The organism is Enterobacter cloacae complex sp. IR53041, assembly GCF_049238285.1.
Lineage (GTDB): Bacteria > Pseudomonadota > Gammaproteobacteria > Enterobacterales > Enterobacteriaceae > Enterobacter > Enterobacter roggenkampii.
This window is the reverse complement of record NZ_JBMKHB010000003.1, coordinates 177,795-196,437: the sequence shown is the minus strand read 5'-3', so window position 1 is coordinate 196,437 and position 18,643 is coordinate 177,795. Positions and strand designations below refer to the sequence as shown.

General features: G+C 56.0%; 16 protein-coding genes. All 16 read right to left on the bottom strand.

Annotated elements, in window-relative coordinates; translation table 11 throughout:
• Positions 1-259: 259 nt before the first annotated feature.
• A complete protein-coding gene (gene lpxC, locus ACOTXF_RS03730) occupies positions 260-1,177 on the bottom strand; it encodes a UDP-3-O-acyl-N-acetylglucosamine deacetylase (protein ID WP_008501977.1) in 918 nt (305 codons plus the stop codon).
• A 101-nt stretch (positions 1,178-1,278) separates the two neighbouring features.
• Entirely contained in the window at positions 1,279-2,430 is a 1,152-nt protein-coding gene (gene ftsZ / locus ACOTXF_RS03725) for a cell division protein FtsZ (RefSeq protein WP_008501978.1), read from the bottom strand.
• 63 nt (positions 2,431-2,493) lie between these two features.
• Positions 2,494-3,750 carry a cell division protein FtsA gene (ftsA, locus tag ACOTXF_RS03720; RefSeq protein WP_006173845.1) on the bottom strand — a complete coding sequence of 419 codons (1,257 nt, stop codon included), beginning with the start codon at positions 3,748-3,750 and terminating at the stop codon, positions 2,494-2,496.
• Positions 3,747-4,589 (bottom strand): cell division protein FtsQ, encoded by an 843-nt coding sequence (gene ftsQ, locus ACOTXF_RS03715; protein WP_008501979.1) that lies wholly within the window; start codon positions 4,587-4,589, stop codon positions 3,747-3,749. Before ftsQ ends, ftsA begins: the two co-directional genes overlap by 4 nt.
• Before the next feature lies 1 nt (position 4,590).
• A complete protein-coding gene (locus tag ACOTXF_RS03710) occupies positions 4,591-5,511 on the bottom strand; it encodes a D-alanine--D-alanine ligase (protein WP_008501980.1) in 921 nt (306 codons plus the stop codon).
• Positions 5,504-6,979 carry a UDP-N-acetylmuramate--L-alanine ligase gene (gene murC, locus ACOTXF_RS03705; protein ID WP_023326695.1) on the bottom strand — a complete coding sequence of 492 codons (1,476 nt, stop codon included), beginning with the start codon at positions 6,977-6,979 and terminating at the stop codon, positions 5,504-5,506. Before murC ends, ACOTXF_RS03710 begins: the two co-directional genes overlap by 8 nt.
• Before the next feature lie 56 nt (positions 6,980-7,035).
• The gene (gene murG / locus ACOTXF_RS03700; protein WP_021240525.1) at positions 7,036-8,100 is read right to left on the bottom strand and encodes an undecaprenyldiphospho-muramoylpentapeptide beta-N-acetylglucosaminyltransferase; all 1,065 of its coding nucleotides are present in this window, start codon (positions 8,098-8,100) and stop codon (positions 7,036-7,038) included.
• Positions 8,097-9,341 (bottom strand): cell division protein FtsW, encoded by a 1,245-nt coding sequence (gene ftsW, locus ACOTXF_RS03695; protein WP_008501983.1) that lies wholly within the window; start codon positions 9,339-9,341, stop codon positions 8,097-8,099. Before ftsW ends, murG begins: the two co-directional genes overlap by 4 nt.
• On the bottom strand, positions 9,341-10,657 hold the full coding sequence (murD, locus tag ACOTXF_RS03690; RefSeq protein ID WP_047745480.1) for a UDP-N-acetylmuramoyl-L-alanine--D-glutamate ligase: 1,317 nt from the start codon (positions 10,655-10,657) through the stop codon (positions 9,341-9,343). Before murD ends, ftsW begins: the two co-directional genes overlap by 1 nt.
• A gap of 2 nt (positions 10,658-10,659) precedes the next feature.
• Complete coding sequence (mraY, locus tag ACOTXF_RS03685; RefSeq protein ID WP_008501985.1) at positions 10,660-11,742, bottom strand: phospho-N-acetylmuramoyl-pentapeptide-transferase; 1,083 nt, start codon at positions 11,740-11,742, stop codon at positions 10,660-10,662.
• Entirely contained in the window at positions 11,736-13,094 is a 1,359-nt protein-coding gene (gene murF, locus ACOTXF_RS03680) for a UDP-N-acetylmuramoyl-tripeptide--D-alanyl-D-alanine ligase (RefSeq protein ID WP_047745478.1), read from the bottom strand. Before murF ends, mraY begins: the two co-directional genes overlap by 7 nt.
• Complete coding sequence (gene murE / locus ACOTXF_RS03675) at positions 13,091-14,578, bottom strand: UDP-N-acetylmuramoyl-L-alanyl-D-glutamate--2,6-diaminopimelate ligase (RefSeq protein ID WP_023326692.1); 1,488 nt, start codon at positions 14,576-14,578, stop codon at positions 13,091-13,093. The genes murF and murE overlap by 4 nt, the downstream gene beginning before the upstream one ends.
• A complete protein-coding gene (locus tag ACOTXF_RS03670) occupies positions 14,565-16,331 on the bottom strand; it encodes a peptidoglycan glycosyltransferase FtsI (protein ID WP_008501988.1) in 1,767 nt (588 codons plus the stop codon). Before ACOTXF_RS03670 ends, murE begins: the two co-directional genes overlap by 14 nt.
• 15 nt (positions 16,332-16,346) lie before the next feature.
• Complete coding sequence (gene ftsL, locus ACOTXF_RS03665; protein ID WP_008501989.1) at positions 16,347-16,712, bottom strand: cell division protein FtsL; 366 nt, start codon at positions 16,710-16,712, stop codon at positions 16,347-16,349.
• Positions 16,709-17,650, bottom strand: a complete 942-nt coding sequence (rsmH, locus tag ACOTXF_RS03660) for a 16S rRNA (cytosine(1402)-N(4))-methyltransferase RsmH (protein ID WP_021240527.1) — start codon at positions 17,648-17,650, stop codon at positions 16,709-16,711. Before rsmH ends, ftsL begins: the two co-directional genes overlap by 4 nt.
• Positions 17,651-17,652: 2 nt before the next feature.
• Positions 17,653-18,111 (bottom strand): division/cell wall cluster transcriptional repressor MraZ, encoded by a 459-nt coding sequence (mraZ, locus tag ACOTXF_RS03655; RefSeq protein ID WP_021240528.1) that lies wholly within the window; start codon positions 18,109-18,111, stop codon positions 17,653-17,655.
• Positions 18,112-18,643 lie beyond the last annotated feature (532 nt).

Sequence of the window (18,643 nt, the reverse complement as noted above, 5' to 3'; positions counted from 1 at the left end):
AGCCTGTTACAGGCTATCTTCAGTTATTTTTTTAAGCGCCCAGATATTACCACTAAAGCCAATACACATCAGCAGGAATGAGGCGCCGCCGCGGGGAAAAACGGTCAAGAATGCAGCTAACGCACACACTTTCTGCGCAAGACAGACTAGAAATAACGCAGGGGCAAACAAAGAAGGGTAAAAACAAAAACGACTGGTCTTCCTGGCCGGAGAGAGTACCAGGTTAACCAGTCGATTTTTTACGAAACGGCGTGAACCGTTACGCCAGAACCATGCTTGGCGCTTTGAAAGCCAACGGCAGTTCTGCTTCGTCTTCGAAGGTCACATATTCCCAGGCTTCCTGTTTTGCCAGGACGGCCTGCAACAATTTGTTGTTCAGCGCATGACCGGATTTGAACGCGGTAAATGCACCAATGATGTTGTGTCCACACATGAACAGGTCGCCGATAGCGTCCAGCATTTTGTGACGAACGAATTCATCTTCGAAACGCAGGCCGTCTTCGTTCAGTACGCGATAATCGTCAACAACGATGGCACAATCGAAGCTGCCGCCCAGGCACAGGCCGCGGGACTGCAGATATTCGATATCACGCATGAAGCCAAACGTACGGGCTCGGCTGATCTGGCGCATAAACGCATCAGCAGAGAAGTTCATCGCATAGCGCTGGGTGCTGGAATCAATCGCCGGATGGTTAAAGTCGATGGTAAAGTCCAACGAGAAACCATTGTACGGTTTGAATTCAGCCCACTTGTCGCCATCTTCGACGCGAACGGTCTCTTTGATGCGAACAAATTTCTTCGCGCAGTTCAGTTCTTCGATGCCGGCATCCAGCAACAGATAGACGAACGGTGCAGCACTGCCATCCATAATCGGAATTTCTGGCGCGTCGACTTCAACAATAATGTTGTCGATACCCAGACCCGCCAGGGCGGCGTTCAGGTGCTCTACGGTAGAAATCCGCACGTCATGCTCGTTCACCAGACAAGTACAGAGCATAGTATCACGCACAGATTTGGCATCGGCCGGAAAATCTACCGGTGGATTCAAGTCGGTGCGACGATAGATGACCCCGGTATTGGCCGGCGCAGGGCGTAACGTCAGCGTGACTTTCTTGCCGGTATGTAAACCGACACCCGTCGCCTGAACGATACGTTTAAGTGTCCTTTGTTTGATCATCGTATAATCTCGCCAAATTAACTATCCAACCTAGAGTGTATATCACTAACGGTGGGCCAGTTTAGCACAAAGAGCGCAAATCCCCTAATTCCAGCCAATTCTTAATCAGCTTGCTTACGCAGGAACGCCGGGATATCCAGATAATCGGGCTCTTTCGCCGTTTGCGGCGTTGGGTCGTTCACCACTTTCGCGGCCGGTTTCTGCTCCTGAGTCAGCGGAGACATACCGTGCTGCTGGTAACGATCCATTACCGGTTGCTGAGTCTGCTTGTTGGTCACTAAGGTGATCTCAGGACGCTTGTCCATACCGATACCGGTTGCCACAACGGTAACACGCAGCTCGTCGTTCATTTCAGGGTCAAGTGAAGTACCGATTACCACGGTAGCGTTGTCAGAGGCGAACGCACGGATGGTGTTACCCACGGTTTCGAACTCATCCAGACGCAGGTCAAAGCCAGCGGTAATGTTGACCAGCACGCCGCGCGCACCAGACAGGTCGATATCTTCCAGCAGTGGAGAAGAGATAGCCATTTCAGCCGCTTCTTCTGCACGGTCTTCGCCGCTCGCCACGCCAGAGCCCATCATCGCGTAGCCCATTTCAGACATCACGGTGCGAACGTCTGCAAAGTCAACGTTCATCAGGCCAGGACGGGTAATCAGTTCAGCGATACCCTGAACCGCGCCTTTCAGCACGTCGTTTGCTGCGCCGAAGGCGTCAAGCAGGGAGATACCACGACCCAGAACCTTCAACAGTTTGTCGTTCGGGATGGTGATCAGCGAGTCCACATGCTTGGACAGCTCGGTGATACCCTGCTCCGCGAAGGCCATACGCTTCTTGCCTTCAAAATTGAAAGGCTTGGTCACGACAGCAACGGTCAGAATACCTAAATCTTTAGCAACTTCAGCCACAACAGGTGCTGCGCCGGTACCGGTACCGCCACCCATACCTGCTGCGATGAAGACCATGTCCGCACCTTCCAGTGCAGCGCGCAGGGCTTCACGATCTTCTTCAGCCGCATTGCGACCCACTTCCGGGTTAGCCCCAGCTCCCAGCCCTTTGGTGATACCACCGCCGATCTGGATAGTCTGGCCTACCGCCGTCTTACGCAGTGCCTGCGCATCGGTGTTAACCGCGAAGAATTCAACACCTTCAATGCGTTCACGCACCATATGCTCTACGGCGTTACCGCCGCCGCCACCGACGCCGATGACTTTAATCACCGCGTCGTTGGTCAGTTCCATAGGTTCAAACATAATTTCTCTCTCCGTTGTGCCTGTCGCCCGAGACCGCTAATTCTCTCCGGTCTCTTAAAAAAATTAAAACTCTTTTCGCAACCAGTTGTTCAGTCGTTTGACCCACGACCCCACTGAGACGCGTTTTTCCACTTCCGCTTCACCACTGAGATGAGATTCCTTCCCGTAGTGGAGCAGGCCCACAGCCGTTGAATAATACGGCTCCTGAGCATAATCCGTTAAACCGGTAATATTCAGCGGCGCCCCAATACGTACCTGCGTATGGAAGACGCGCTGCGCACAGGCCGCAAGACCTTCAATTTGCGCTGCACCGCCGGTTAATACAATCCCCGCCGCAAGATGATGTTTAACACCCTGCTGACGAAGCTGTTCCTGTAACTGTAAAATTTCTTCGTTGACCAGGTTGAGCAGCTCGGTATAGCGCGGCTCGATCACCTCAGCCAACGTCTGGCGCTGCAGGCTGCGCGGTGGACGACCACCGACGCTTGGCACTTCAACGCTCTCATCTTTGCCAACGATAGAACCCAGCGCACAGCCGTGGCGCACTTTAATCGCTTCTGCATCGCTCGGTGGCGTACCAAAAGCGTAAGCAATATCGCTGGTCACGACGTTCCCTGCGTACGGGATCACTTTGGTGTGGCGCAGCGCACCGCCGGTATACACGGCCATGTCCATTGTACCACCACCAATATCGACCACACAGACACCCAGTTCACGTTCATCTTCGGTCAGTACGGAATAACTTGCCGCCAGACCGGCGAAAATAAGTTGGTCAACTTTCAGGCCACAACGTTCAACGGCTTTTACAATGTTCTTCGCCATATCGTTGTGACATGTGATCAGGTGCACTTTTGCCTGCATACGAACGCCTGACAGACCAACCGGGTTTTTGATCCCTTCCTGGTAGTCAATCGCATATTCCTGCGGGATCACGTGCAATACGCGATGCTCATCGCGAACACGCACGGACTTCGCCGTATGCACAACGTTTTCAACGTCTTCCTGCGTCACTTCCTCTTCGGAAATCGGCACCATACCGATTTCGTTCTGGCAGCTAATGTGCTTACCAGAAAGGGCAAGATAGACAGAAGAAATCTGGCAATCTGCCATCAATTCAGCCTGATCGATGGCGCGCTGGACGCATTTCACCACCGATTCAAGATCGTTTACCCCACCTTTATCCATACCACGTGACGGGCAACTGCCCACGCCAATGATATTGACCATACCGTCGGGCAGAACTTCCCCTACTAAAGCGGCAACCTTCGCGGTGCCAATCTCCAGTCCAACTACCAGTTTTCTGTCCGTCGCCTTGATCATTGTTGTTCTGCCTGTACCTGTGCCTGATTCTGTTGCTGATTAGGTTCCTCGACCGGAGCCGGTACCCAACCGACTGCTGCGCCTGAGTCATAGCGCAAATCAACGTAGCTTATCCGTTTGCCGTCAGTCTGTGCCTGCTGCTGTAAAACCGGGTAAAGTTCGACAAAACGCGCCAGACGCTTCATGGTGTCCCCGCGTCCCAGGTTGAGCTTAATGCCGTTCGTTAACGTAAGCTGCCAGGAGCGGCGCGCCGTCATTGCAGCATCTTTTAACGTAAACCTGTCCTTCGCCAGCACCTGGCCCATTTCACGAAAACCCTGTAACACCTCGTTTTCGCTGCCTTCAGGGCCATACAACATCGGTAAATTCTGCTTGTTGACACGATCGGTCGGGACGCTGAAGGAATTTCCGTCGACGTCAACCATGTGCTGATCATTCCAACGCGCAATGGGCACATATTCAACCAGATGAATCTTCAATTCATCAGGCCATTGCTTTCGTACGCTCGCCTGTTTTATCCATGGCAGACGTTCAATCTGGCTTTGGATAATATTGACGTCCTGCGTCATAAAGGTGCCAGGCGAGCCCAGCGCCAGTATTGACTGGCGAATATCGTCGTTACGCGTGTAGTGACGCTCACCGGTGACCACCAGCTTAGAAAGCGGCAACCGCTGCGCATCTTCCATCCAGCCCAGGACCATCCAGCCGCTGATAAACACGGTGCACAGCACCCCGAGCAGGAAAATGATGCCTGCAAGACGCGTTCCATTACTGCGGCGTGAAGAGGTGTATTCTTCCTCGTCATCGCGGTTGCGCGTGTTCAATGCAGCCTGAGACATATCAGCCCGCCTGGTCCAGAATGCGTACGACTAACTGCGAGAAGCTCATCCCCGCCTGACGCGCAGCCATCGGCACAAGGCTGTGGCTCGTCATACCCGGAGAGGTGTTGGCTTCCAGCAGATAAAATTGTCCATCCCGGTCCTGCATCACGTCGATGCGTCCCCAGCCCTGGCAACCCAGAACATGCCAGGCTTTAAGCACCAGGGACTGTAAATCGTCTTCACGCTCAGCTTCAAGACCACTTGGGCAGAAATATTGCGTCTCATCAGAGAGATACTTCGCCTCATAATCATAGAAGACTCCGGCGGGTTGGATACGGATTGACGGTAAAATTTCTTCGCCAAGCATCGCGACGGTAAATTCCGGCCCGCTAAGCCATTTTTCTATCAGAACTTCATCATCATGTTGAAATGCCAGCGCTAAAGCGGACGCTAAATCGTCAGCTTTGTCGACTTTGGACATGCCCACGCTGGAGCCTTCCCGGCTGGGCTTTACAATAACCGGTAAGCCCAGCTCAGCAATGCGTGCATTAACGCTATCCGGCAGGCCCAATTCAAATTCGCGACGCGTCAGTGCCACCCATGGCGCAACAGGTAAACCTGCGCCCTGCCACAGCAGCTTGCTGCGCAGTTTATCCATAGAGATAGCAGACGCCATCACGCCGCTGCCGGTGTATGGCAGACCGATCAGATCCAGAAGCCCCTGCAGGGTGCCGTCTTCGCCGCCACGACCGTGTAAAGCGATAAAGACTTTATCGAAGCCCATGGCTTTTAACTGCGTCACGTCGACCTCTTTTGGATCGACCAGGTGCGCATTGACGCCACCTTCACGCAGGCCCGCCAGTACAGCGGCGCCTGAATTCAGGGAAACCTCGCGCTCGGCGGAGGTGCCGCCAGACAGGACAGCAATCTTATCAGCCATGATGCTCATCCTCCTGGTTTTGCGGCTTCAGTTTGATTTCAGCTAAGGTACGGGCGATTTTGCCGATATTTCCCGCGCCCTGAATCAGAATCAGATCGTTACCTGTCAGGACCGGTGCCAGAATTTCCGCCACCTGCGCAGGGTCAGAAACCAGAATAGGGTCAACTTTACCGCGTCCACGAATGGTGCGACACAGAGAACGACTGTCTGCACCAGGAATCGGCGTCTCGCCTGCGGCGTACACATCCAGCATTAACAGGGTGTCTACCTGTGACAGGACGCTGGCGAAATCGTCATACAGATCGCGCGTACGCGTGAAGCGGTGCGGCTGGAACACCATCACCAGATTTTTGTCTGGCCAGCCTGCACGAGCGGCTTTAATGGTGGCGTCCACTTCGGTCGGATGGTGGCCATAGTCGTCCACCAGCATCGCCGTACCGGCTTTACCGTTCACGGCATCCAGCGGGAATTCACCGAGGAAATCGAAACGACGCCCGGTGCCCTGGAAGCTTTCCAGTGCGCGCAGAATCGCATCGTCATCAATGCCTTCTTCCGTCGCGACGGCCACTGCCGCTGCGGCATTGAGCGCGTTATGGCGCCCTGGCGCATTCAGCGTCACGTGCAGCAGCTCTTTGTCCTGACGCGCCAGCGTGAAGTGTCCCTGCGCGCCAATCTGTTTGTACTCTTCCACGCGGACGTCAGCGTCTTCGCTGAAGCCGTAGGTGGTGATTTGACGACCCACGCGCGGCAGCAACTCGCGGATCACCGGATCGTCCACGCACATCACCGCGCGCCCGTAGAACGGCAGGTTGTGCAGGAAGTTGATAAAGGTCTGCTTTAAGTTCTCGAAGTCACCCTGGTAGGTATCCATATGGTCAGCTTCGATGTTGGTGACAATCGCCACCATCGGCTGCAGGTGCAGGAACGACGCGTCGCTCTCGTCCGCTTCAGCAATCAGATAACGACTGTGGCCCAGACGCGCATGTACGCCCGCGGCTTTGACCAGGCCGCCGTTGACGAACGTCGGGTCGAGACCCGCTTCCGCATAAATACTGGAAACCATCGCCGTGGTCGTGGTTTTACCGTGGGTCCCGGCAATCGCGATGCCATGGCGGAAACGCATCAGTTCCGCCAGCATTTCGGCACGGCGGATCACCGGAATGCGCGCGTCATGCGCGGCAACGATTTCCGGGTTGTCAGAGGAGATGGCGCTTGAGACCACCACCACGCTCGCATCGCGCACGTTTTCCGGGCGATGGTTGAAATAGATAGTCGCCCCAAGCGACGCCAGCTGCTGCGTTACAGGGTTTGGCGCCAGGTCAGACCCGCTGATCTGATAGCCTTCGTTAGCTAACACTTCGGCAATACCGCCCATGCCGGCACCACCGATGCCAACAAAGTGAATGTGCCGGACGCGACGCATCTCGGGCACGATTGAACGCAGTTTTGCCAGTTGTTGTGTATTCATTCTCTAAACGCCATCGACTACTTAAAATTCGTGCCGCGCTTCACGCGCTGCGAGGGTTAAGCCTGGGCTGCCAGGCTCACTTCTTTTGCCACCCGTTCCGTCGCATCAGGGATAGCCGCCGCGCGCGCGCGTTCAGCCATCTCAAGCAATACGTCTCTGTTCCAGCCCGCCAGGGTGGTGGCGACCGCGTCGGCGGTAAATTGTGGCTGCTCAAAAATTTTCGCCGCACCGGCTTTCTCAAGCGGCAGGGCATTCCAGTACTGCTGTCTGTCTTTGTGCTGGAAAGGCACAAACAGGGCTGGCAGACCTGCAGCAGCGATTTCGCTTACCGTTAAGGCGCCAGAACGACAGACCACGACATCGGCCCAGGCATACGCTGCCGCCATGTCGTCGATAAATTCCGTCACGTTATGCTGCGGCTGCCCCGCCTCGGCGTAAGCCTGCTCAACGGTCTGCTGAGCGCCTTTTCCGCTCTGGTGCCAGATGGTGACGGCATCCCCCAGCTTTGCAGCAACCTGCGGCATCGTCTGGTTTAAAATGCGTGCCCCCTGAGAGCCACCGACGACCAGCACACGAACCGGCCCTTCACGGCCCGCCAGGCGAGCGTCCGGCAACGGCAGCGCCAGTACGTCCACACGGACCGGGTTACCTACCACGTCCGCTTTCGGGAACGCGCCGGGAAACGCCTGCATGACTTTGGTGGCGATTTTCGCCAGCCATTTGTTTGTCAGACCCGCAATACCGTTCTGCTCATGCAGGACGACGGGAATACCTAACGACCACGCTGCCAGCCCGCCCGGCCCCGAGACATAGCCGCCCATGCCCAGCACCACATCGGGCTTAAAGCGCTTCATAATGGTGCGCGCCTGACGCCAGGCGTTAAAAATGCGCACCGGAGCCAGCAGCATTGCCTTGAGGCCTTTGCCGCGCAGGCCGGAAATACGAATAAAGTCGATCTCAATACCGTGTTTCGGTACCAGGTCGGCCTCCATGCGGTCTGCGGTTCCCAGCCAGCGTACCTGCCAGCCCTGATCCATTAAATGGTGCGCAACCGCCAGTCCCGGGAACACGTGTCCGCCGGTACCGCCTGCCATCACCATTAACCGCTTCGGTTGATTCATCGTGAACCTCGTGTAAACGCCTGGGCTTTTTCCAGACGCGTTTCATAATCTATGCGCAACAACAGCATGATGGCCGTCGACATAATCAACAGACTGGAACCACCATAACTGATCAACGGCAACGTCAGACCTTTGGTCGGCAGCATACCCGCTGCGGCCCCGACGTTAACCAATGCCTGGAAACTAAACCAGATACCAATTGAGCAGGCCAGGAAGCCTGAGAAACGGTGATCGATCTCCAGCGCTTTCCGGCCGATGGACATGGCGCGGAAAGCGACGAAGAATACCATTAATAGCGCTAATACCACACCGATATAACCCAGTTCTTCCGCAATAATGGAGAAGATGAAGTCAGTATGCGCTTCCGGTAAATACTCCAGTTTCTGTACCGAGTTACCCAGCCCCTGCCCCCAGAGCTCACCACGACCAAAGGCCATGAGTGACTGCGTCAGCTGATAACCGCTGCCGAACGGGTCTTCCCACGGGTTCCAGAAAGAGGTCACGCGGCGAATACGGTAAGGCTCGGCGAGGATCAGCAGCACAACCGCTGAAATCCCCATCCCAATGATGGCGATGAACTGCCACAGCTTCGCGCCCGCCAGGAACAGCATGGCCAGCGTGGTCACAAACAGTACCACCACCGTACCGAGGTCAGGCTGCGCCAGCAGTAAGACCGCCAGCACCAGAATCACGCCCATCGGTTTTAAGAAGCCGCGCAGGTTGTTACGCACTTCATCTACTTTACGCACCAGGTAGTTCGCCAGGTAGCAGAACAGGGAGAGCTTGGTAAACTCCGCAGGCTGAATACGCAGCGGGCCAAAGGCGATCCAGCGTGATGCCCCGTTTACGGAGCTCCCCACCACCAGAACGATCAGCAGCATAATGATCGAGGCGATCAGCATCGCCGTACTGTGCCGCTGCCAGAACTCCATCGGTAGACGCAAGGTCACCAGCGCCAGGCAGAATGCCAGGATGATGTACAGACCATCACGTTTGGCAAACAGGAAAGGATCGTTCGCCAGACGCTGCCCGACGGGCATTGACGCTGACGTCACCATTATAAAGCCGACCGCCGCGAGCCCCATTGTGAGCCAGAACAGCGTGCGGTCGTACATGATCAGGCTGTCGTTATCTTTTTGACGAGAGCCCATCACCCAGCCTTTAAGCGCCGCAAACAACCACACCAGGATCCCAAATCCTGGCAGGCGCGGCATTTTCAGGCGAGGGAGAGATAAACGCATCAGCCTAACTCCTTCGCCAGGCGGGTAAAGACATCACCACGCTGTTCGAAATTCTTAAATTGATCGAGACTGGCACAGGCCGGAGAGAGCAGCACCATATCACCCGGCTTCACGCGAGGGGCAATCAGCCGCATCGCCTGTTCCATGGTTTCGGTTTGCTCGGCGATCTCAGGGCGCAGTTCAGCCAGCTCGCTGCCGTCACGGCCGAAGCAGTAGAGACGGATGTTATCGCCGGAGAGATACGGCTTCAGGGACGAGAAATCAGCTGACTTACCGTCGCCACCCAGCAGCAGATGCAGGGTACCGTCAACGTGCAGCCCGTTCAGCGCGGCCTCCGTGCTGCCCACGTTGGTGGCTTTGGAGTCGTTGATCCAGCGCACGCCGTTGTGCTCCAGCGCCAGCTGGAAACGGTGCGCCAGGCCTGAAAACGTGGTTAACGCTTTCAGGCTCGAGGAGCGCGGCAGCCCGACAGCATCCGCCAGCGCCAGCGCCGCCAGCGCATTGGTATAGTTGTGCTGACCAGAGAGCTTCATCTCTTTCACGTTCAGCACTTTCTCACCTTTCACGCGCAGCCAGGTTTCACCCAGCTGGCGGTTCAGATGGTAATCACCCATGGTGATGCCAAAACTGATGCAGCGCTCGTCTGCGCCACGCACCGGCATGGTCAGCGCGTCATCGGCGTTCACCACGCAGACTTTGGCATTCTCATAAACGCGCAGCTTGGCGGCACGGTACTGCTGCAGACCAAAGGGATATCTGTCCATATGATCTTCAGTAACGTTGAGGATCGTCGCAGCGGCAGCATGCAGGCTGGAGGTCGTTTCCAGCTGGAAGCTGGAAAGCTCGAGAACATACAGTTCACAGCCTTTATCCAGCAGCATCAGAGCAGGCAAACCAATGTTACCGCCAACGCCGACGTTCATGCCCGCCGCTTTCGCCATTTCCCCCACCAGGGTGGTGACGGTGCTTTTACCGTTAGAACCGGTAATCGCGATAACGGGAGCCTGCGCTTCGCGGCAGAACAGCTCGATATCGCCGACAATCTCAACGCCCGCATCTGCGGCAGCGCTCAGTGAAGGATGCGCCAGCGCCATACCCGGGCTGGCGACAATCAGATCGGCTGCCAGCAGCCAGCCATCATTCAGACCACCAAGGTGGCGTTCAACCTGTTCCGGCAGCTTGTCCAGACCCGGCGGAGAGACACGCGTATCCATCACGTGCGGCGTCACGCCACGCGCGAGGAAAAAGTCCACGCAGGAGAGCCCCGTGAGGCCCAACCCGATGATAACGACTTTTTTGCCCTGGTAATCTGCCATGATTAACGTACCTTCAGCGTTGCCAGGCCAATCAGCACCAGCATCAGCGAAATAATCCAGAAGCGCACAATGACGCGCGGCTCCGGCCAGCCTTTCAGTTCATAGTGGTGGTGAATCGGCGCCATACGGAAGATGCGCTGACCGCGCAGCTTGAAGGAGCCGACCTGCAAAATCACCGACAGCGTCTCAACCACAAACACGCCGCCCATGATCACCAGCAGGAACTCCTGGCGCAGCAGCACGGCAATAATGCCCAGCGCGCCGCCCAAAGCCAGTGAACCGACGTCACCCATAAAGACCTGAGCCGGATAGGTGTTGAACCACAGGAAGCCAAGACCCGCGCCGACAATCGCCGTACAGACGATCACCAGTTCACCCGCATGACGCAGATAAGGGATGTGCAGGTAGTTCGCAAAGTTCATGTTACCGGTCGCCCACGCCACCAGCGCAAAACCGGCCGCCACAAAGACGGTAGGCATGATTGCCAGGCCATCCAGACCGTCGGTCAGGTTAACGGCGTTACCGGTGCCGACAATCACAAAGTACGCCAGCAGAATGTAGAACAGACCCAGCTGCGGCATCACGTCTTTAAAGAACGGCACGACCAGCTCGGTCGCTGGCGTGTCTTTCCCGGCCAGATACAGCGCGAAGGCCACGCCCAGCGCGATCACCGACATCCAGAAATACTTCCAGCGGGCAATCAGGCCTTTGGTATCTTTGCGGACGACTTTGCGGTAATCATCGACGAAACCGATGATCCCGTAACCCACCAGTACCGTCAGCACACACCAGACGTACGGGTTGGACGGGTACGCCCACAACAGCACGGAAACGACGATGGCAGTCAGGATCATGATCCCGCCCATGGTCGGCGTACCGCGCTTGCTGAAGTGCGATTCCGGGCCGTCGTTACGCACAACCTGGCCGAAAGAGAGCTTTTGCAGACGGGCAATCATGCGCGGGCCCATCCACAACGAGATGAACAGAGCAGTCAGCAGGCTGACGATGGCGCGAAACGTCAGATATGAAAAGACGTTAAAGCCTGAGTAATATTTGACCAAATGTTCGGCCAGCCAAACTAACATGTCCCGTTCTCCTGTAATGCGTGCACAACCTCTTCCATGGCGGCACTACGTGAACCTTTCACTAACACTGTCACAATTTGTTTTTCTGTCATTAATGCCTTAAGGCGCTCAATCAAGGCGGCTTTATCGGCAAAATGCTCGCCAACGCCGCTGGCCTGGCTAATCGCCTGGCTCAATTTTCCTGTGCTCAGTACACAGTCCAGCCCCGCCGCTTTCGCCGCTTCACCGACCTGGGTATGACAGGCTTCGCTTTCGTCGCCCAGTTCTGCCATGTCGCCAACCACCATGATGCGGTAGCCCGGCATTTCAGATAACACCTGCACCGCCGCCGTCATCGAGCCAACATTCGCGTTATAGGAGTCATCCAGCAGTAGCTTGTTTTCCGAAAGCTGAATCGGGAACAGGCGTCCCGGCACGGCTTTCAGGTTCGCCAGCCCGGCTTTGATTGCCGCATGTGAAGCGCCCACCGCCGTTGCCAGCGCCGCCGCCGCAAGGGCATTGGCGATGTTATGGCGACCCGGCAGCGGCAGCAGCACCTCCACGCCACCCGTTGGGGTAGTGAGGGTGAACTCGGTGCCGTGCGACGTCACATGGATATTGGTCGCCGTAAAATCACTGTTGGCCGCATTTGGTGAGAAGCGCCAGGTTTTACGCGCACCAATGATGCTCTGCCAGTTAAGCCAGTCGTTGTTATCGGCGTTCAGAATGGCAATACCGTTATCCGGCAGGCCGGTGTAAATTTCACCTTTCGCTTTCGCCACGCCTTCCAGCGAGCCAAAGCCTTCCAGGTGCGCAGCCGCGAGGTTATTCACCAGCGCCGCTTCCGGGCGAGTCAGGCTCACGGTCCAGGCGATTTCACCCTGGTGGTTTGCGCCTAACTCGATCACCGCATAGTCATGCTCTTTGTTCAGGCGAAGCAATGTCATCGGCACGCCGATGTCATTATTGAGGTTACCCGCGGTAAAAAGCGTATTGCCGCACTGGCTGAGGATCGCCGCCGTCATCTCTTTCACTGACGTTTTGCCTGATGACCCTGTCAGCGCGACGACGCGAGCCGGCACCTGCTGACGAACCCAGGCAGCCAGCTCACCGAACGCGAGACGCGTATCTTTCACCACAACCTGCGGCAGATCGATATCAAGCTTGCGGCTGACCAGCAGCGCACCGGCGCCGTTCTCTTTGGCCTGCTCGGCAAAATCATGCGCGTCAAAACGCTCGCCTTTCAGCGCCACAAAGAGACAGCCTGCGGTGACTTTACGGGTGTCCGTCGTCACGGCATCGATGGTCAGGTCTTGCCCGTGCAGGTCGCCGTGCAGTACTTCTGCGGCCTGGCTTAAGGAGAGGCTAATCATGCGACAACTCCCAGCAGGCGAGCTGCCGTTACGCGATCCGAGTAGTCCAAACGGCGATTGCCAACGATCTGATAATCTTCATGGCCTTTGCCCGCCAGCAGAACAACATCATTCTCCTGTGCCTGCATGATGGCGTTTGTCACGGCTTCAGCACGGCCTTCCACGACGCGCGCGCGGCCTGCGTCCAGCATACCCGCCAGAATGTCATTAATGATGGCGCGCGGCTCTTCCGTACGCGGGTTGTCATCGGTGACAACCGGAATATCCGCGAACTGTTCCGCAATCGCCCCCATCAGCGGGCGTTTGCCTTTGTCGCGATCGCCGCCGCAGCCAAACACGCACCAGAGCTTACCGGTACAGTGCAGGCGCGCCGCTTCCAGCGCTTTTTCCAGCGCATCCGGCGTGTGGGCATAATCAACCACAACGGTCGGCTTACCCGGCGCGCTAAATACTTCCATACGGCCACAAACCGGCTGCAGTCGCGCGGCGGTTTTCAGCAGTTCAGCCATCGGGTAACCCAGCGCCAGCAGCGTTGCCAGGGCCAGCAGTAGGTTGCTGACGTTAAACGCCCCCATCAGGCGGCTTTCAATTTCGCCTTCCCCCCAGGAAGAGGCAAAGCGGATGGTCGCCCCGCTGTCGTGATAATTCACCTCAACCGCCTTCAGCCAGCGGCCGTGGCAGTTCGGATTGATATGGTCTTCCATCGAGACGGCAACCGCATCTGGCAGCTTCGCCAGCCAGCGGCGGCCCACTTCGTCGTCGGCGTTGATGATGGCCTGACCGTAATGGTGAGTAGAGAACAGCAGCCATTTCGCGGCTTCGTAGTGCTCCATATCGCCATGATAATCAAGATGGTCGCGGCTCAGGTTGGTAAACACGGATGCAGCAAATTTCAGCGCCGCGACGCGGTGCTGTACCAAACCGTGCGAAGAGACCTCCATCGCGGCGAAGGTTGCGCCCTGCCCTGCCAGACCGGCAAGCACGTGCTGTACGTCAACCGCCGAGCCGGTGGTGTTTTCCGTCGGGCTCACTTTGCCCAGCAGACCGTTACCCACGGTTCCCATCACCGCACCGGTTTCACCCAGTAGCTGTGCCCACTGCGCCATCAGCTGCGTGGTGGTGGTTTTACCGTTCGTACCCGTTACGCCAACCAGACGCAGCTGGTCGGAAGGTTCGTGATAAAAACGTCCCGCCAGTGCGGAAAGACGTTCGTTTAACTGGCTGAGATAGATGACCGGCACGCCGTGCATTTCACGGATCTCACCGTCGGTTGCCTCATCTTTAGCCTCAGCAATAATGGCAGCCACACCTTGCGCAATCGCCTGCGGGATATAACGACGCCCGTCCGCCTGATGACCGACCACCGCCACAAAAAGATCGCCAGAAGCCGCTACGCGGCTGTCCAGTACCATCTCTCGCAGTGCTCGCTCCGGTGCATTTGGCACCCACGGAGCGAGAAGGTCGCGCAAATTACGATCTGCCACCTGTACCCTCGCCTTGATTAATTACAAATTCACTTTTTTCGCCCGTCGCCAGCGCATCCGGTTCAATGTTCATGGTGCGTAACACGCCGCCCATGATGGCCCCGAACACAGGCGCGGAGACGGCGCCGCCGTAGTATTTACCCGCCTGTGGATCGTTTATCACGACCACCAGCGCAAAACGCGGATTGCTTGCAGGCGCAACGCCTGCGGTATAGGCAATGTATTTGTTGATGTAGCGGCCGTCTGGCCCCACTTTTTTCGCTGTACCGGTTTTAATGGCGATACGATAGCCTTTAATCGCCGCCTTCACGCCGCCGCCGCCCGGTAGCGCCACGCTTTCCATCATGTGCACCACGGTACGAACGATGGATTCCGGGAAGATACGCTCGCCCGGGACCGGTGGATCAACTTTGGTAATCGACAGCGGGCGATAGACGCCATAGCTGCCAATCGTTGCGTAGACTCGCGCTAACTGTAACGGGGTTACCATTAGCCCGTAGCCGAAAGAGAAGGTGGCCCTCTCTATGTCAGACCACCGTTGTTTTTGAGGATATAAGCCACTGCGTTCTCCGACCAACCCCAAATTGGTCGCCTTTCCCAGTCCAAAACGTGAGTAAGTTTCTACTAACGCTGAGGACGGCATCGCTAACGCCAGCTTTGAAACACCGACGTTACTCGACTTCTGTAACACCCCGGTCAGGGTCAATTCGCTGTAGCGCGCCACGTCTTTTATCTCGTGGCCGTTAATACGGTATGGGACAGTGTTCAGTACCGTGTTTTCATTGACAATACCGCGCTGGAGCGCGGTCATCACCACCATCGGCTTCACCGTGGAGCCGGGTTCGAACACGTCGGTAATTGCCCGGTTACGCATGGCATCTTTTGCGGTGCCGGTAAAGTTGTTCGGGTTGTAGGACGGGCTGTTGGCCATCGCCAGCACTTCACCGGTGCTGACATCCACCAGCACGGCGCTGCCTGACTCCGCCTTGTTGAACGCCACCGCGTTGTTCAGCTCGCGGTAGACAAGCGCCTGCAGGCGCTCGTCGATACTCAGGGCCAGGTTGTGCGCTGCCTGACTGTCCGTGGAAGAGATATCTTCGATGACGCGCCCGTAGCGGTCCTTACGCACGATTCGCTCGCCCGGCTGGCCGGTGAGCCACTTATCGAAGCTTTTCTCAACGCCCTCAATCCCCTGGCTGTCGACGTTGGTAAAACCAATGAGGTGAGCGGTTACTTCGCCGGATGGGTAGTAACGGCGGGATTCTTCACGCAGATGAATACCCGGCAGCTTCAGTTTGCGAATGTAGTCCGCCATGTCAGGGTTAACCTGACGCGCCAGATAGATAAAACGTCCTTTCGGGTTCGCGTTAACGCGGGAAGCCAGCTGATCCAGCGGCATTTTCAGCGCATCAGACAGGGCTTTCCAGCGGTTATCAAGGGTAATGCCACCGGCGTCGTGCAGCTCTTTCGGATCGGCCCAGATCGCTTTCACCGGCACGCTCACCGCCAGCGGACGACCGGAGCGGTCGGTGATCATCCCGCGGGACGTGGAAACCTCCTGAACGCGCAGAGAGCGCATATCGCCCTGGCGTACCAGCATGTCAGGGGCGACGATTTGCAGCCAGGCCACGCGGCCCAGCAGAAAACCCAGCGCCAGTAAAATGCAGCCGCAAAGCAACGCAAAACGCCAACTGATAAAGTTGGCCTGTTCTTCCTGACGTTTTGGTTTTAGCGTTTTTGCCGCTGCTTTCATGCGTCGCGTTTTCCCTTATTTTTGTACTACGATATTTTCCTGTGAAGGATCAACATGCTGCAGCTGCAGCTTTTCCGTTGCGATCCGTTCAACTCGGCTGTGATCGCCGAGCGCGTTTTCTTCAAGGATCAGATTTCGCCATTCAATATCCAGCGCATCGCGTTCCAGTACCATCTGCTCGCGTTGCGCAGTCAATAAACGTGTGTGGTGGGCGGTGGTGACCACCGTCACAGCCGTGACAATGATGCAAATGAACAGACAGAGTGGCAGTTTCCCAAACCGCAAAAGATCGTCGCCGATCACGCCAGGCAAGGCATGGCGCTCGTTGCTTCCTAACGAATCCTTAACTTTGCTTAGGGTCTCTGTCACTCTGCCGATCATGCGTTCGTCCTCTCTGCAACACGCAGCACTGAACTACGGGCGCGTGGATTCTCTGCCACCTCTTCTTCGCCCGGCATCAACTTGCCTAATGCTCGCAACTGACGGCCACCCAGCTTCCTGAGTTGTTCTTCCGTCATCGGCAGCCCCGCGGGTACCTGTGGACCGCGGCTTTGTTCACGCATAAAGCGTTTCACAATACGGTCTTCCAGCGAATGGAAGCTGATGATGGATAACCGCCCACCCGGGGCCAGCACGTCGAGCGAGCTTTTTAGCGCCAGCTCTATTTCCTCCAGTTCACTGTTTACCCAGATGCGAACCGCCTGGAAGGTACGGGTCGCGGGATGTTTGTGCTTATCCTTCACCGGCGTTGCCGCCGCGATCACCTCGGCCAACTCTTTGGTGCGGGTCATCGGCTCAATGCGATTGCGCTCAACAATGGCGCGCGCAATACGTTTGCCAAAGCGCTCTTCGCCGAAGGTTTTGATGACCCATGCAATATCCGCTTCGTCAGCGGTCTGTAACCACTCGGCGGCAGACTGGCCGCGAGTCGGGTCCATACGCATGTCCAGCGGACCGTCACGCATAAAGGAGAAACCGCGTTCAGCATCATCAAGTTGGGGTGAAGAGACGCCAAGATCGAGAAGAATCCCGTCGATCTTGCCCGTCAGGCCGCGCTCAGCCACATAGTCCGCGAGCGCAGAAAAAGGTCCATGCACGATGGAAAAGCGTGGGTCATTGATAGTCTGTGCAACGGCAATTGCCTGCGGATCGCGATCGATTGCCAGCAGACGCCCCTCCTCACCCAGTTGGGAGAGGATCAAACGCGAGTGACCACCGCGACCAAAAGTGCCATCAATGTAGATGCCATCCGGACGAATATTCAGGCCGTTAACGGCCTCGTCCAGTAACACCGTTTTATGTTTATAATTTTCCATCATATTTATAGAGACAAGTCCTGCAGCCGTTCCGATAATGTCGCGGAATCAGACTGCTCAGCGTCGATATCTTCCTTGACCTGTTGATACCAGGTCGTTTCATCCCACAGTTCAAATTTGTTGAACTGCCCGACCAGCATCACTTCTTTGGTCAGACCGGCATGTTGCCGTAACACAGGCGCGATCAGTAATCGCCCTGCGTTATCCATCTGACATTCACTGGCATGTCCCAATAACAACCGCTGCACGCGGCGTTCCTGCGGGTTCATGCTCGACAGTCGCGACAGCTTTTGCTCAATAATTTCCCATTCAGGCAGGGGGTAAAGCAGCAGGCAGGGGGAGTTAATGTCAATGGTGCAAACCATTTGACCCGCAGCGTTCTCAATCAGCTGGTCGCGGTATCGGGTTGGTACCGATAAACGCCCTTTACTGTCGAGATTGACTAACGTTGCTCCACGGAACATGCCAGTCTCACCCCTCCTCACCACTTTAACCCACAAATTCCCACCTAAAGGAGTTTACGGAGCGAGGGAAAAGCTTGTCAAGCCAGGACTCTCCGTATAAGGACTCGAAAGCCCTCTATTTACAGAGTTAAACAGTCCTGGTTAATAACTGCACAACTGGCGAGGCAAAATTAACGTTATGAATATTTGTAAGAAAAAAACCGAATATGCACACTAGCGTTAAGGCTCACTCAATATCATCGCAGATAAATATAAAGTGTCAGTTTGCGACGCGGGCAGCATTTTATGACAGATTCTCAGGGGATGACAGCGCCAGATTCACCCAGGCACACGGTAAGCGCAGTGGTTAGCACGTAAGCTGGCAAAGGAAGAGGAAAAAACGTCTGAATATTCATCGACCGAAGAGGGTTTGTAACAAAATAATACAAAGTATACCGTTTAAAATCGCTGAGATGTTCTTTAAAGAACAATTTAAAAGCCAAAATGAATTAAGAAAAATAGGCGATTATGATCTCACAAGAATTATCCTAAT

What these genes read in the sequence shown, in the direction of transcription:
- lpxC (WP_008501977.1), bottom strand. Translation starts at nt 1,177, where the DNA reads ATGATCAAACAAAGGACACTTAAACGTATCGTTCAGGCGACGGGTGTC.
- ftsZ (WP_008501978.1), bottom strand. Translation starts at nt 2,430, where the DNA reads ATGTTTGAACCTATGGAACTGACCAACGACGCGGTGATTAAAGTCATC.
- ftsA (WP_006173845.1), bottom strand. Translation starts at nt 3,750, where the DNA reads ATGATCAAGGCGACGGACAGAAAACTGGTAGTTGGACTGGAGATTGGC.
- ftsQ (WP_008501979.1), bottom strand. Translation starts at nt 4,589, where the DNA reads ATGTCTCAGGCTGCATTGAACACGCGCAACCGCGATGACGAGGAAGAA.
- ACOTXF_RS03710 (WP_008501980.1), bottom strand. Translation starts at nt 5,511, where the DNA reads ATGGCTGATAAGATTGCTGTCCTGTCTGGCGGCACCTCCGCCGAGCGC.
- murC (WP_023326695.1), bottom strand. Translation starts at nt 6,979, where the DNA reads ATGAATACACAACAACTGGCAAAACTGCGTTCAATCGTGCCCGAGATG.
- murG (WP_021240525.1), bottom strand. Translation starts at nt 8,100, where the DNA reads ATGAATCAACCGAAGCGGTTAATGGTGATGGCAGGCGGTACCGGCGGA.
- ftsW (WP_008501983.1), bottom strand. Translation starts at nt 9,341, where the DNA reads ATGCGTTTATCTCTCCCTCGCCTGAAAATGCCGCGCCTGCCAGGATTT.
- murD (WP_047745480.1), bottom strand. Translation starts at nt 10,657, where the DNA reads ATGGCAGATTACCAGGGCAAAAAAGTCGTTATCATCGGGTTGGGCCTC.
- mraY (WP_008501985.1), bottom strand. Translation starts at nt 11,742, where the DNA reads ATGTTAGTTTGGCTGGCCGAACATTTGGTCAAATATTACTCAGGCTTT.
- murF (WP_047745478.1), bottom strand. Translation starts at nt 13,094, where the DNA reads ATGATTAGCCTCTCCTTAAGCCAGGCCGCAGAAGTACTGCACGGCGAC.
- ACOTXF_RS03670 (WP_008501988.1), bottom strand. Translation starts at nt 16,331, where the DNA reads ATGAAAGCAGCGGCAAAAACGCTAAAACCAAAACGTCAGGAAGAACAG.
- ftsL (WP_008501989.1), bottom strand. Translation starts at nt 16,712, where the DNA reads ATGATCGGCAGAGTGACAGAGACCCTAAGCAAAGTTAAGGATTCGTTA.
- rsmH (WP_021240527.1), bottom strand. Translation starts at nt 17,650, where the DNA reads ATGATGGAAAATTATAAACATAAAACGGTGTTACTGGACGAGGCCGTT.
- mraZ (WP_021240528.1), bottom strand. Translation starts at nt 18,111, where the DNA reads ATGTTCCGTGGAGCAACGTTAGTCAATCTCGACAGTAAAGGGCGTTTA.